Below are 14505 nucleotides of genomic sequence, written 5' to 3'. Positions count from 1 at the left end.
CTCCACAATTTGGCAGTACGCTTAGAAGTTACTGCGGACCCCCATCCGGTAGCGGCGGCCGACATTGTCATAATAGACGGCGTTGTTGTTACCGTTCCAATAGGGCGGGGGCATCACGTCAAACAGGTTGTAGACATTCGCGAACAGCTCAACCTTGCGCACACCATTGTCGATGAGATCATAGGTGACGCCCAGATTGGTATAGAACCGTGCGGGCACGCGGTTGGTGTTGATGCTGTTCGGCAGGTCTATGGAATACCCTTCATCTTCCGGGCCGATCAAAGTGGCATCATATTTACCAGCGGAAATCAGGCGTCCCTGCAGGTTCAGCCCGACAGGTCCGAATTCGACCGAGGCGAACGCATCGACGACCCAGTTGGGAATGCCGCTGGCGCCGTTGTCTCCAGCGCGATCAATGCCGGGCTGGGCGCTGTTGGTGAAGTCGAAGGTCTTGCTCGCCAGGATGCGCAGATCGAAGGAACTGTCTGAACCCAAAGCTCGGCTATAGCTGGTTTCGATATCGAGACCGCTGAGTTCCTGCTTGTTGAGGTTGAGATAGAGCGCCGAAATCGTATCGAGATAGCCGTCCGCATTGCGCGTGACCAAGGCGCAGATATCTTCCGCCCCGGTGTCGTTGCAGGTGTTGATGATAACCTGAACGGGCAAGGTCGAAATCGCGTTGTCGATCTTGATCTTGTAATAATCGACCGAGAAACGCAGGCCGCGCAGACCGCCTTCTGGCTGGATCGTCACACCGGCAGTGAAGGTCTTGGCCTTTTCCGGTTTCAGATTGATGTTACCGCCGGTCAGCGTCTTGGCGAAAATTTCACTACCCGTGACCGAGTCATAGAAAGCACCCACGCCGCCAACAGGCGTAGTGAAAAGTTCCGCCGTGTTCGGTGCACGAATATCCCGCGACTGGGTGGCGCGCAGCATCAGCCATTCGACCGGTTCGTAGGTAAGACCGATTTTCCAGGTGGTGGCGTTGAAGGTGCTGTCGCTATTCGCATTGGTGTTCTTGTAATGCGCCTGGCGAATGGCGCCGTTCAGCTCGAGACTTGATCCGAGCGGACCGTCACGCATCAGGGGCACGCCGACTTCCGCATAGCCTTCAACCACGCTGGTATCGCCGGAGGAAGGCGTCTGGTTGAAGACATAAAAACCGTTCGATGCCGAGATCGGATCGACTTCGATATCGAGCGTGTTGCGGCGTGCTTCAACACCGGCCGCAAAGGCCACTGGCCCGGCCCAGGTGTCGAATGGCATGCCCTGAATATTCGCGGCACCTGCAAGCTGCGTATATTTATTATCCTGCATGGACGTTCCGAAGGCATAGGCCTTGGCGGCGTCCGAATAGGTGGTCTCACCCAGAATGTTGAGCGGGACACATGCCGGGTCATCATTTGACGGATCGCTATCGGCATTCACGCGGCACACCGGTGTTCCGTCACCATTGGCCACCACATCGATGGCCTTGGCATAACGGGCGGATATGCGGTTGTTGATCGTGGACTGACTGTAGTCGGTCTGGCCATATTGCATATGGGCATCCCACGACCAGCCGCCGCCAATATCGCCATCCAGCCCGGCGAGCACGCGATAGGTGTCGCGCGTGGAGGTGCTGTCCATGTTGCCGAAACTCGTGCCCAACTTGCCGATGGTCAGACCGGCGATGTCATTCTCTTCCATGATATCGCGGACGGAATCGGGCAGAAAGGGGTTGTCGATGCCAATGACACTGCCGCGCCCCGGGAAGCCCCCATCGCGGATTTCGGGCCCGCGTGTTTCGCCTTTAACATGACCGTAGCTGCCCTCGATAAATCCCGAGAGAGACGGAGAGAACTCGTAGGAGAGATGCGCCAGGCCATTATAGCGCTCGACCGGAATGGAAAGCAGGGGATCATTGAAGAATGCATTGAGACCGGCGCCTGAGCCACCCTTCTGAAACAGGGCATTGGCATATTCGCCATAGGTGAATTCCGTGGGTGAGCCGTCGGCCGCAAACTGCACGCCGCCCAGTACACCGCCCCTGGCCGCTGTCCGATTACCGGCTGCATCGATGGTAGCGGTGATGAGACCGCCTGGTGTCAGCGTGGCAGGGCGGATGCCGGTGGTGATATTATGCGCAGGCCGCCCGTCGAAACCGGGCGCGCCGGTCAGATCGCCTATTTCATTGCCGCAGAACTCACGGGTGTAGCACCCGCCAGTGCCTTCATTCTTGTTATATTCGCCGCCAATAACGAGATGACCGCGTCCATCGGCAAAGTTTGTGCCGCCAGCGAGCTGGACAAAATATTCATCACCATCACCGCGATCGGTAACGCCGTAGCCTGCGGCCGATTTGATGCCTTCCAGTTCCGTGTCGAGCCGGAGATTGATCACGCCGGAAACAGCATCCGAACCATAGGCTGCAGAAGCGCCGCCTGTGACGATTTCCGTGCTTTTGATGAGCAATGTCGGGATCAGGTTGAGATCGATTGTACCCGCAGACGTGCTGGGGGTGAACCGGCGGCTGTCGACCAGCACCAGCGTCCGTGCCGGGCCCAGACCACGCAGATCGGAAATTCGCGCACCGGCATTACCGGGGAAAATATTCTGCGTATTGGGCGTGCTGGAAGGGCGGAATGACGGCAATTGTGCCAGCGCTTCACCCACGGTCGGGGACGCGGTCTTGGCAATGCGGTCCGCACCCATCACCGTGACGGGGGAGGGGGCGTTGAAGCCGGACGCTTCGAGCCGGGTACCGGTCACGACAATCGCCGGATCGCCGCTCATCACCGTATCATTATTGACTATTTCAGGCTCGACATCCTGTGCATAGGCGGGGCCGGAGAAGGCACCAAACAGGGCCGCGGAAAAAAGCAACGTGTGCTTGAGCGCGGTCTTGCGCTCATCCGAAACAAACACTCTCATGTAACATCTTCCCAATGAGTTTATTTTTTTGAGAAACTTTTGGAAATGCGCCCCCAACCTTCGCATGACAGAGGGTGTTGCGGGTCTGCCTTCTATACATCATCCGGCAGATTTTCCGGCTTATTGCTCCAACCTATTCCCTGCATCTTGTTGAGACATCAATATTGAGTTGTCAACTATATTTTCGGGCTTGTGCCGGGCTTCCAATTTTCGGCTGACGGAAGGTAATGACTGCCTTCAGGGAATTTAGAATAGGTGGAGGATCAGAACGCATGCACACCGCCTATTCCACGTTTTCGCATGAAAACGCAGGGCATCTCACTAACTAAGTCATTGAAAAGATGGTGGGCGCGGCAAGGATTGAACTTGCGACCCCACCCGTGTGAAGGGTGGGAAAACGGCTTTTGGCGCATTTACACGAACAAAAAATCTAGTAAAAACAATCATAGGTGTGCGTGAGTGTGTGCCTGTGTTTTTCATGTTTTTTTCATGGATTTTGGAAGGCCGGAAAAATGCCTGATCTGAGCCGCATTGGAGAGCGCGAGAAATTGAAGCCAAAGGCTGGAGATGAGCCGCACTGGCAACGCCTGCGACAAGGCGTTTATCTCGGTTATCGTCCATCCAAGAAGAAAGTCGGCGGCACGTGGTTTGCGCGCTTCTATGATCCCGAAGCCAACCGCAATATCCGTAAGCGGCTGGGCGATTATGGCACCTTGTCAGGTCATGACGTGTTCAAGCAGGCCAAGGCGGATGCCGAGATGTGGGCCGAAACGGTTGAAAGCGGCGGAGAGCTTGCCCGCAATATGGTAACGGTCAAGGATGCTTGCGAAGCCTATCTGATCGAAAGGCCCGGATCGATTGCGGCGGGAGTATTCCGGCGGCACGTCTATTCTGATCAGATTGCCAAGGTGAAGCTCGACAAGTTGCGGCGGCACCATCTCAAGGCATGGCGCAAACGGCTGGAACAAGCCCCGGCGCTGGTGACGCGCACCAAGGATGCCGATAAGAAACGCATGAAAGAACGCTCTAAGTCGACCGTGAACCGCGATATGGTGCCCCTGCGTGCCGCTCTAAGCTTGGTGTTAAAGCTCGGTGCGCCGAATACGGATGCAGCATGGCAAGAGGCGCTGCGCCCGTTCAAAGGTGCTGATAAGCGCCGGGAACTGTATCTTGACCGTGATGAACGCAAAAAACTGATTGATGCCACGTGCGAAGAAGCGTGCGCCTTCGTGAAAGGTATGTGTCTTCTACCGCTGCGCCCCGGCGCGCTGGCTGGTCTGAAGGTGCGAGATTTCGACAAACGCACCCGTGCGTTAATTGTAGGCAAGGACAAGAACGGCAACCCGCGCCAGCTCACCATGCCCCAAACAATTGCCGATTTCTTTGAAGAGCAGGTGAAGGGCAAGCTTCCAGCCGCATCGATCTTCGCCCGCACTGGTGGAGAGGCTTGGAACAAGGATGCTTGGAAATATCCGATCAAGGAAGCGGTGAAGGCGGTTGGTCTGCCCGGTGCTGCATCAGCCTACACGCTTCGACATAGTGTTATCACCGACCTCATCCGCGCCCGCTTGCCCATTCTTACCGTGGCGCAGCTATCGGGAACAAGCGTTGCCATGATTGAAAAACACTATGGTCATTTGGTGCGTGATGATGCCGAGGAGGCGCTGGCGAGCATTGCCGTATAAGCTCATTTACTATCAAGTGCCTTTTGCCCTAGCTTCCATTTGATGCCTAATATTTATCCCTCCCTCCCGTCAGAACAAGAAATTGACAGGATTTTAGCTCCCGTGAATTTGAAGGCAGCCTCTGGGAAGTGGGTGACAGCGCGACAAGCGATAGCAATGGTTCAAGAGGTATCTCACGTAAATGACGAGGACGCCAGAATAGCTTTGTGCAAGCGAGCGGTTGTCGTGATCCCACTGAACTGCACGTCATGGGCTGTTAACGTTCAGCCTCATGACTACATTGATCGCTTCAAATATCTTGCGAACGAGAAGCGTCAAAATAAACATTTCAAGCGGTATATTGATCAACAATCGTTAGCTGAAATCCTTCACTTTTTCGAGATTTTACTTGAGAAGGAAAATTATAAGGATTCATCACCGATAAGATATGCGAGTTGGCAAACTGGTGATTTCGAAGTTGATCTTGAGCAAGATTTCTCGACGGTGACGTTATCAATAGTAGGGCTGCAATTCGACCGGATTGCTCTTGAGAATTGTCTTGCGGACGGTACTGATGAAGAACCGAAACTGACTTCAGCGATATCGAAAAAGCGAGGCGGAAGGCCACCAAGTGCAGCTTGGCCACGTTGGGTCGCGGAGCTGGTCCATTACATTCACGAAAATGGTTATCCTGATGGCGAAGGTGCGCAAGGCCAAGAAATGCTGATCAATTCGGTCGCCGATAGATTGGCAGAACAAGGCTTTCCTTCACCGTCGCGGTCTACAGTCCAGCGTTCTATTCAAGCGGTTTTAGATCGTTTTCGACACGGCTAGTGTTCAGTTTCCGGCATTTCCGGCAAATTCCGGCAGCAATTTGATCAATTTCGCCGATGATTCCCTGCATCCGCTGGCACCCGTCAGCACTATAAAGGGAAACATTCTATGGAGCCTCTTCTCCTCTCAATAACTGAAGCTGCCAAAGCACTCAGCCTTGGTCGCACGTCTCTTTATGAACTGATCCGCACCGGTCAGCTTGATACCCGTAAGATGGGCAGGCGGCGGCTGGTCACGGTTGCATCGATTAAGCGCTTGGCCGAGAAGCAGGACTGAGGGCGAGGCGATGAAGCGGATCAATCCGCGCCTTGCCAAGAAGCACCGCGCCTACACAGTGCAGGAGCTTGCCGAGAAGCTTGGCGTGCATAAGCACACGGTACGCGGTTGGCTGAAAAAGGGATTACCCGCAATCAGTGACGCAAAGCCTACGCTGATTCACGGCGCCCAATTTCAGGAATGGTGGGCGAAGCAGCGCAAGGTAGCGAAGCGCCCGTGCAAGCCGGGGCAGATGTATTGCTTCAAGTGCCGGGAGCTGACGCGTCCTGCTTTGGGCATGGTGGAATATACCGCCACAAATGCCGCCACGGGCAATCTAAAGGCTATCTGCGAGACTTGTGACACGATGATGCACCAACGTGCCCGACTGGCCAATCTTTCCGCCAGAATGCCTGGGTTGGACATTCAAATCACGCAGGCACCTTCACGCATAGTTGAGCGGGCGCGTCCCTCTTCAAATTGTGCCAAAACCGAAGGAGCCTAGACTATGGCAAAGCACAACGCGGCAAACACACGGATCAAACGCGTATACTTCGACTATCTGGAGCACGCTCAGCGCCGCCATGAAGCATCAATCGATCAAGTGGCAAAGGCTATTTCTCGCTTCGAAGAGGGGACGGGATTTAAGGATTTCAAAAAGTTTCACCGAGAACAGGCAAAGGCATTCAAGCTCAAACTGAGCACCACGATGAATGCGCGCACCGGTAAGCTCTTGTCGCGGGCGACGGTGCATTCCACCCTATCGGCCTTGCGCGCCTTCTTCATCTGGCTGGCAGGCCAGCCGGGCTACAAGAGCAAGATTTCTTACAGCGATGCCGACTATTTCAATCTGAGCGAGAAGGAGGTTCGCATAGCGAAGGCGACCCGCGAAAAGCCAGTGCCGACGCTGGAGCAAGTGCATCATGTGCTCACCACCATGCCAGCCGAAAGCGATATTGAGCGCCGTGATCGCGCCTTAATTGCTCTTGCCCTACTTACCGGCGCTAGAGCGGCGGCTCTTGCCAGTTTCAAGCTGAAGCACATCGATTTAAAGGGGGGCTGCATCAATCAGGATGCCCGCGAAGTGAAGACGAAGAACAGCAAGACCTTCACTACATGGTTTTGCCCTGTGGGCGGCGATGCGCTCCAGATCGTCACTGACTGGTGCGATTATCTGCGCAAAGATTTGCTCTGGAGCGAAGACGATCCGCTCTTCCCGAAAACGCAAATCGGCATTGGCGAACAAGGCGCCTTCGCGGCAATGGGCCTAGCGCGGGAGCCCTGGAGCGGAACGGGTGCAATTCGCACCATTTACAAACAAGCCTTCAAAGCGGCGGGCCTGTCATATTTCAACCCGCATTGCTTCAGGAACGTGCTGACCACGCTGGGCGAGCGCATTTGCACCACGGTGGAGGAAATGAAGGCGTGGTCGCAAAACGTTGGACATAATAATGTCATGACGACCCTGATGAATTATGGCGCAGTGCCAGCGACAAAGCAGGCCGAATTGATCAGGGGCATGGCAGACCGCCAATCATCGACAGATGAGGAGGCAAAGCTCGCGGCTGAGATTGCCAGTCTCATGCGCAAACACCGGAACGTTGCTTAACAGACAATCGCGCAATGGGTAGGGATGGGTAAATCTCTACGGCCTGCCAGCCGGAGGCCACCGTGATTAACGTGTTCAATTGCTAAGCCAGTTTCTGTCCCGCCCGCATATTCGATTGTCTTGCTGGCTGGCTCCGATAGGTATGCGACCGAAAGTTCAGAGGGTGAATAAGTGACCAGTCAACAACAACGTGATGCGCTTTACCGTCAAATTTGGGCGATTGCCAACGAGGTGAGGGGCGCAGTCGACGGCTGGGATTTCAAGCAGTTCGTGCTGGGTGCGCTGTTCTACCGCTTCATAAGCGAGAACTTCACCAGCTACATCGAGGCGGGTGATCCGAGCGTCAACTATGCCAAGATGCCCGATGGCGCCATTCCTGAAGCGGTGAAGATCGATGCGGTCAAGACCAAGGGATATTTTATCGCACCCAGTCAGCTCTTCGCCAATGTCGCGGCGAGCGCGAACAGTAATGACAGCCTCAACACCGATCTGGCGACGATCTTCAAGGAGATCGAAGGCTCTGCCAATGGTCATCCGTCTGAAGAAGACATCAAGGGCCTATTCTCCGACTTTGATACCACCAGCAACCGGCTGGGCAACACGGTGAAGGAAAAGAACACGCGGCTTGCCAAGGTGCTTAAGGGCGTTGAGCAACTCCCGCTCAAGTTCGAGGAAAACCATGGCGACCTGTTTGGCGATGCCTATGAGTTCCTGATCTCTAACTATGCCGCCAATGCGGGCAAATCAGGCGGCGAGTTCTTCACCCCGCAACACGTCTCGAAGCTGATCGCGCAACTGGCCGTGCATGGTCAAAACAGCATCAACAAGATTTATGATCCTGCCTGCGGTTCTGGCTCGCTGCTGTTGCAGGCCACAAAGCACGTCGACGAGCATCTAATCGAAGAGGGCTATTTCGGGCAGGAGATCAACTACACCACCTACAATCTCGCCCGAATGAATATGTTCTTGCACAATATTAATTATGACAAGTTCAACATCCAGAACGGCAACACGCTCGAAAATCCGCACTTTCTGCATGATAAAAAGTTTGATGCCATCGTCTCGAACCCGCCTTATTCGGTGAGGTGGGCGGGGTCTGACGATCCCACGCTGATCAATGATGATCGCTTTGCGCCCGCTGGCGTGCTGGCCCCTAAGTCCAAGGCGGACTTCGCCTTTGTGCTCCACGCGCTGCATTATCTTTCAGCCAGAGGGCGCGCGGCCATCGTCTGTTTCCCCGGCATTTTCTATCGCGGCGGGGCGGAGCAGAAAATCCGCAAATATCTGGTCGACAGCAATGTGGTGGAAACGGTTATCGCGCTCGCGCCCAATCTGTTTTTCGGCACCACGATTGCAGTCAATATTCTGGTGCTAGCCAAGAATAAGTCGGACACCAAAATTCAGTTTATCGATGCCAGCGGTGAGGAGTTCTTTGCCAAGAAAACCAACACTAATGAGATGACTGATGTCCATGTGGCGCGCATTATCGAGCTGTTCGCCAGCAAGGATAATGTGCCGCACGTCGCCGAGACAGTGGACCACCAACGGGTGCTCGATGCCGACTATAATCTCTCGGTTAGTGCCTATGTCGAGCCGAAGGACACGCGGGAGCAGGTGAACATCACTCAGCTCAATGCGGAGCTGAAAACCACCGTTGCCAAGATCGACCGGCTGCGCGGCGAGATTGATACGATTGTCGCGGAGATTGAGGCGTGAGCGATATGCGCTTCCTTGAGAAGCTGCTGGATGGCGGCCAAGTTGAATGGAAGCCACTTGGCGACGAAGAATTTTTCGAGATTGCAAACAGGGGGCGCAAACCAGTCAAGCAGTCGCTACGCGTTGCTGGTGATACGCCTTATTATGGTGCAAACAATATCCAAGACTATGTTGACGGGCACACGCACGAGGGCGAATTTGTCCTGATCGCTGAAGACGGTTCGGCGAGCTTGGAAAACTACTCAATTCAGTATGCGAAAGGCCGTTTTTGGGCGAATAATCATGTTCATGTCGTGCGCGGGAACGACCAGATAAACACCCGATACCTGTTTCACTATCTTTGTATCACCAACTTTCAGCCATACCTGTCAGGCGGAGGCAGAGCGAAGCTCACTAAAGGGAGATTGGTTGAAATCTCCGTCCCAATTCCCTGCCCGGAGGAGCCAGAGAAGTCGCTGGCGATACAGGGGGAGATTGTGCGGATTTTGGACAGCTTTACCGAGCTGACCGCCGAACTGACTGCTGAGCTTGAGGCGCGCAAAAAACAATCCAACCACTACCGCGACCATCTGCTGAGCTTTCTAGATGTTGAGTCCACATGGATCGCTTTGGATGACCTTTGCATTTCTATAACGGCTGGGGGAGACGTGCCCAAGCCATGCGCTAAGGGCCAAACCCATCCGAATGACGAGTACCCCTATCCAGTTTATGCCAATGCAGTGGGTGAGGGGGGGCTCTATGGGTTCACAGATAGCTATAAGATCGAAAGCGATGCAGTGACTGTCTCAGCCCGTGGTGCGAAGGTTGGCTACCATGCGATTAGAGAGGGAAAGTTCACCCCGATCATACGACTGTTGGTTCTAGTCGCGGACAAGAGTCTAATCTCAACGGCTTTTCTCAATTACGCTCTGGATATGACGCTAATTGGAGGGACAGATGGTGGGATTCCTCAGTTGACCGTGCCGATGGTTAAGAAGATCATGATTCCCATACCTTACCCGGACGATCCTAGGAAATCGCTAGCAGAGCAAGCCCGCATCGTCGAAATTCTCGACAAGTTCGACACGCTCACCACCTCGCTCAGCGAAGGCTTGCCCCGCGAAATCGAACTGCGGCAAAAGCAATATGAATATTATCGCGACCTGCTCCTGAGCTTCCCCAAACCAGGCGAGGCGGCTGAAGCATGAGCCAGACCCTCGAACAGATTGCCCAAAAGCTTCACGCCACGAACAAGAAGGTCCAACTGATCTACGCCTTCAATGGCACCGGCAAAACTCGCCTTTCTCGCGCCCTGAAGAAGCTGATCGTACCTAGAACCGATGGTGATGAGGAGGAAGACCTTACGCGGCGCAAAATCCTGTACTACAGCGCCTTTACTGAAGATCTGTTCTACTGGGATAATGACCTGCTAGACGACAGTGAGCCCAAGCTGAAAATTCAGCCTAATGAGTTCACTGACTGGGTTTTGCGAGACCGAGGGCAGGATCGCAATATCGTCGACAACTTTCAGCGCTACACCAGTCGAAGCATAACCCCTAATTTTGTGCCCGAGGAACTGGTAATTGAACATGATGGGAGGCGTGAGAATACGCAGACTTTCCCGGAAATACGTTTTAACTATACAGGCGGCGACGATGTTGAGCAAAACGTCAAAATATCGAAAGGCGAAGAGAGCAATCTGATCTGGAGTGTGTTTTATGCCATTCTTCAAGAAGCGGTAAGTATTCTTCAGGAAAAAGACCCTGCTCTGCGCGAAGATGAGCAGTTTGATGATTTGCAGATCGTCTTTATTGATGACCCCGTAAGCTCATTAGATGATCCACATTTGATTGAGCTTGCAGTGGATTTGGCACAGCTTATCAAATCGTGCGAATCTAGTCTGAGATTCATAATCACAACTCACAACCCACTTTTCTACAATGTCCTGCATAATGAGCTCAAGAACTCGTTCAAGAAGGAACGGGGAGGGGAGTTGACGACTGTTTACAGGCCCAGCCAAGCGATGCGGTGGCGGCTGGAAAAACTGAGGGATGGCCGCTTTTTGCTGATTGAGCAGGATAGCCGAACTCCGTTCTCCTATCATCTGCTCCTGATTTCTGAGCTCAAGAAAGCTATTGATGCCGAGAATCTGCAAAAGTATCACTTCAATTTTTTGAGGAATGTTCTGGAGAAGACAGCGACATTTCTGGGCTATCAAAAATGGGGGGATTTGCTTCCGCAGGTCGATGGTGCTCCCGATCCATTTGCAGCCCGGATCGTGAACCTTTCGAGCCATTCTGCCCATTCAGGGGAGGAAATCTCAGAACCTGATGTTAAGGATAAAGAGAAGCTGGTTGGGCTCGTAAATTACTTATTCGATCGCTATCATTTTCTAGTGCAGGAAGCAGAAGATGGTTGAGGTGACAAAGCCCATAGCGGAGTCGAAGAACTTCATTGTTCTGGACAAATACACCAGCGATTGGAGCATTGCGGATCACTATCAGAGCGAGGCCGAGCTTGAGCGCGAGCTGATCAAGGACCTCGTCAATCAGGGCTACGAGTTCCTAGCCGAACTTACCTCTCCCGATGCCATGCTGGCGAATGTCCGCGTGCGGCTCGAAGCGCTGAACAAGGTAAGCTTTTCAGATGCCGAGTGGTCGCGCTTCGTGGCAACCTATCTCGACAACCCTAGCGACGGGATCATCGACAAAACTCGCAAGGTCCACGATGATTACATCCACGATTTCGTCTTCGATGATGGCCGCATCCAGAACATTTACCTTTTCAGGAAGGACAATGTCGCGCTCAACAAGCTGCAAGTCATCAAGCAGTTTGAGCAGACCGGAACACACGCCAATCGCTATGATGTGACGATCCTCGTCAATGGCCTGCCGCTGGTGCAGATCGAGCTGAAAAAGCGCGGGGTGGCCATTCGCGAGGCGTTCAATCAGATCCACCGTTACAGCAAAGAGAGCTTCAACAGCGAGGCTTCGCTCTACAAGTTCGTCCAGCTGTTCGTGATCTCAAACGGCACCGATACACGCTATTTCGCCAACACCACGAAGCGCGACAAGAACAGTTTCGACTTCACCATGAACTGGGCGAAGGCGGATAACGGGCTGATCAAGGACCTGAAGGACTTCACCGCCACCTTCCTTGAGAAGAGCACGCTGCTCAACGTGTTGCTGCATTATTCAGTTTTCGATGTCAGCAACACGCTGCTGGTGATGCGCCCCTATCAGATCGCAGCGACCGAGCGTATCCTCAGGAAGATCAAAAGCTCCTTCAATACGAAGAGCTGGAGCAAGCCTGAGAGTGGCGGCTTCATCTGGCACACCACCGGATCAGGCAAGACGCTGACCAGCTTCAAGGCTGCTCGACTGGCAACTGAGCTGGACTTCATCGATAGAGTGTTCTTCGTCGTCGACCGCAAGGACCTCGATTATCAGACGATGAAGGAATACCAGCGCTTCTCGCCTGACAGCGTGAACGGCTCGATAAATACGGCGGCGCTGAAGCGTAACCTAGCCAAGAATGATCAGAAAATCATCGTAACCACGATCCAGAAACTCAATAATCTGATGAAGAGCGAAGGGGACCTGCCCGTTTATGGGGAGCAAGTGGTTTTCATCTTCGACGAATGTCATCGGAGCCAGTTCGGCGAGGCGCAGCGGAACCTCAAGAGGAAGTTCAAGCGGTTCTATCAGTTCGGCTTCACAGGCACGCCAATCTTCCCTGAGAACGCTTCAGGATCAGAGACGACTGCCAGCGTTTTTGGCAGCGAGCTTCATTCCTATGTCATCACCGATGCCATCCGCGATGAGAAGGTCCTGAAGTTCAAGGTGGACTATAACGACGTGCGCCCGCAATTCCGGCGCATCGAGACTGAGCAGGACGAAGCCAAGCTAAGTGCTGCTGAGAATAGGAAGGCCTTGCTGCACCCCGAGCGGATCAGGGAAGTTTCGCAGTATATTCTCAACAATTTTCGTCAGAAGACGCACCGTACCAATCCCGGCGGTGGCGGGTTCAATGCGATGTTTGCCGTCAGCAGCGTGGACGCTGCGAAGCTTTACTACGAGACCTTGAACCGACTCCAGGAGGACAGTGAAAAGCCGCTCAAGATCGCGACCATCTTCTCTTTCGCGGCGAATGAGGAACAAAACTCTATCGGCGAAATTCGCGATGAAAGCTTTGATGTGTCTGCCATGGATAGCACCGGCAAGGAATTTCTGGATGCGGTCATCCGCGACTACAATTCGATGTTCGGATCAAGTTTCAGCACTGACGGAAACGGTTTTCAAAACTACTATCGCGACCTTGCCAATCGGGTGAAGTCGAAAGAGGTCGACCTCCTCATTGTCGTTGGAATGTTCCTGACCGGCTTCGATGCGCCCTCATTGAACACGCTCTTCGTGGACAAGAACTTGCGCTTTCACGGGCTTATTCAGGCTTATTCTCGCACCAACCGCATCTTCGACGCGACCAAGACATTCGGCAATATCGTGGCGTTTCGTGATCTGGAGCAGGCTACCATCGACGCGATCACCTTGTTTGGCGACAGCAACACCAAAAATGTGGTGCTGGAGAAGAGCTACAAGGAATACATGGAAGGCTTCTCCGACATCGCTTCCGGGACTGCCAGCCGAGGCTTCAAGATGATCCTAGCCGAGTTGGAGCAGCGCTTCCCTGATCCGAGCGAGATCGTGAAGGAAATAGACAAGAAGGAATTTGCGAAGCTCTTTGGCGAATTTCTGAAGGCCGAGAACGTGCTCCAAAACTTCGACGAGTTTGTTGCGCTTAAGGCGCTTCAGGATGTCGACCAAAGCGATCCGGAAGCGATTGAGGCGTTCAAGGTGCAGCATCATTTGGAGGATGCGGACATCGAACAATTCGGGGCATTCCAGCTTCCATCCGAGCGCGTGATCCAAGACTACAAATCGACCTATAACGACATTCGTGATTGGCTGAGGCGCGAAAGGGAGGCTAATGCGACCGAGGAATCGACCCTAGATTGGGATGATGTTGTTTTCGAAGTCGATCTGCTCAAGTCGCAGGAGATCAACCTCGATTACATTCTTGAGCTGATCTTCGAGAAAAATCGGGGCACGATGGATAAGGGCAATCTCATCGAAGAGGCGCGGCGGATCATCCGGACGAGCCTAGGCAACCGGGCGAAAGAGAACCTAATCGTTGACTTCATCAATCAGACAAACTTGGATGAGATCGATAGCAAGGCAGAGATCATGGAAGCTTTCTATGAGTTTGCCCAAGGTGAGCAGCGTCGCGAGTTTGAAGAACTGGTCGCCACGGAGGGTCTGAACCCCGAGGCTGCAAGGCGTTACGTGGCAAGCTCCGTAACGCGGGAATATGCGACCGAGAATGGCAATGACCTGAACGCAATTTTGCCGAAGATGAGCCCGCTCAACCCTTCATACCTGACCAAGAAGGCGACAGTCTTTCAGCAAGTCTCGGATTTCGTCGCGAAGTTCAAGGGTGTTGGCGGGCAGCTCTGACCGGGGAAAATTCCCGTTGGGG

At 53.6% G+C, this 14505-nt stretch carries 10 protein-coding genes; 9 read left to right on the top strand and 1 reads right to left on the bottom strand.

Annotated features, from left to right (window positions below):
* Positions 1-21: 21 nt before the first annotated feature.
* Positions 22-2913 (bottom strand): TonB-dependent receptor domain-containing protein, encoded by a 2892-nt coding sequence (locus GRI91_RS12550; RefSeq protein ID WP_160737024.1) that lies wholly within the window; start codon positions 2911-2913, stop codon positions 22-24.
* A gap of 758 nt (positions 2914-3671) precedes the next feature.
* Between GRI91_RS12550 and GRI91_RS12545 the strand changes: the two genes are divergently transcribed.
* From GRI91_RS12545 to GRI91_RS12505, 9 genes are all read left to right on the top strand, one after another.
* Positions 3672-4598, top strand: coding sequence for a tyrosine-type recombinase/integrase (locus GRI91_RS12545; protein WP_419866840.1), 927 nt, complete (start codon positions 3672-3674; stop codon positions 4596-4598).
* 42 nt (positions 4599-4640) lie between these two features.
* Positions 4641-5411 (top strand): hypothetical protein, encoded by a 771-nt coding sequence (locus GRI91_RS12540; protein WP_160737022.1) that lies wholly within the window; start codon positions 4641-4643, stop codon positions 5409-5411.
* Between the two features lie 108 nt (positions 5412-5519).
* Positions 5520-5687 (top strand): helix-turn-helix domain-containing protein, encoded by a 168-nt coding sequence (locus GRI91_RS12535; RefSeq protein WP_160737021.1) that lies wholly within the window; start codon positions 5520-5522, stop codon positions 5685-5687.
* A 10-nt stretch (positions 5688-5697) separates the two neighbouring features.
* Entirely contained in the window at positions 5698-6171 is a 474-nt protein-coding gene (locus GRI91_RS12530) for a helix-turn-helix domain-containing protein (RefSeq protein ID WP_160737020.1), read from the top strand.
* A 3-nt stretch (positions 6172-6174) separates the two neighbouring features.
* Positions 6175-7275 carry a tyrosine-type recombinase/integrase gene (locus tag GRI91_RS12525; RefSeq protein WP_160737019.1) on the top strand — a complete coding sequence of 367 codons (1101 nt, stop codon included), beginning with the start codon at positions 6175-6177 and terminating at the stop codon, positions 7273-7275.
* A 171-nt stretch (positions 7276-7446) separates the two neighbouring features.
* The gene (locus GRI91_RS12520) at positions 7447-8991 is read left to right on the top strand and encodes a type I restriction-modification system subunit M (protein WP_160737018.1); all 1545 of its coding nucleotides are present in this window, start codon (positions 7447-7449) and stop codon (positions 8989-8991) included.
* 5 nt (positions 8992-8996) lie between these two features.
* Positions 8997-10178: a restriction endonuclease subunit S gene (locus tag GRI91_RS12515; RefSeq protein ID WP_202385591.1), complete on the top strand. Its 1182-nt coding sequence runs from the start codon at positions 8997-8999 to the stop codon at positions 10176-10178.
* A complete protein-coding gene (locus tag GRI91_RS12510; protein ID WP_160737016.1) occupies positions 10175-11389 on the top strand; it encodes an AAA family ATPase in 1215 nt (404 codons plus the stop codon). The genes GRI91_RS12515 and GRI91_RS12510 overlap by 4 nt, the downstream gene beginning before the upstream one ends.
* Positions 11382-14483: a type I restriction endonuclease subunit R gene (locus tag GRI91_RS12505; RefSeq protein WP_160737015.1), complete on the top strand. Its 3102-nt coding sequence runs from the start codon at positions 11382-11384 to the stop codon at positions 14481-14483. Before GRI91_RS12510 ends, GRI91_RS12505 begins: the two co-directional genes overlap by 8 nt.
* Positions 14484-14505 lie beyond the last annotated feature (22 nt).

The sequence above is a fragment of the Altericroceibacterium endophyticum genome (assembly GCF_009827595.1).
Classification (GTDB): Bacteria; Pseudomonadota; Alphaproteobacteria; order Sphingomonadales; family Sphingomonadaceae; genus Altericroceibacterium; species Altericroceibacterium endophyticum.
The sequence above is the reverse complement of the archived record's forward strand: the minus strand, read 5'-3'. Positions and strand labels throughout refer to the sequence as shown.

Coding starts and splice junctions, on each gene's coding strand:
- GRI91_RS12535 (WP_160737021.1), top strand. CDS start 5,520: ATGGAGCCTCTTCTCCTCTCAATAACTGAAGCTGCCAAAGCACTCAGC.
- GRI91_RS12515 (WP_202385591.1), top strand. CDS start 8,997: ATGCGCTTCCTTGAGAAGCTGCTGGATGGCGGCCAAGTTGAATGGAAG.
- GRI91_RS12505 (WP_160737015.1), top strand. CDS start 11,382: ATGGTTGAGGTGACAAAGCCCATAGCGGAGTCGAAGAACTTCATTGTT.
- GRI91_RS12530 (WP_160737020.1), top strand. CDS start 5,698: ATGAAGCGGATCAATCCGCGCCTTGCCAAGAAGCACCGCGCCTACACA.
- GRI91_RS12540 (WP_160737022.1), top strand. CDS start 4,641: ATGCCTAATATTTATCCCTCCCTCCCGTCAGAACAAGAAATTGACAGG.
- GRI91_RS12525 (WP_160737019.1), top strand. CDS start 6,175: ATGGCAAAGCACAACGCGGCAAACACACGGATCAAACGCGTATACTTC.
- GRI91_RS12545 (WP_419866840.1), top strand. CDS start 3,672: ATGTGGGCCGAAACGGTTGAAAGCGGCGGAGAGCTTGCCCGCAATATG.
- GRI91_RS12550 (WP_160737024.1), bottom strand. CDS start 2,913: ATGAGAGTGTTTGTTTCGGATGAGCGCAAGACCGCGCTCAAGCACACG.
- GRI91_RS12510 (WP_160737016.1), top strand. CDS start 10,175: ATGAGCCAGACCCTCGAACAGATTGCCCAAAAGCTTCACGCCACGAAC.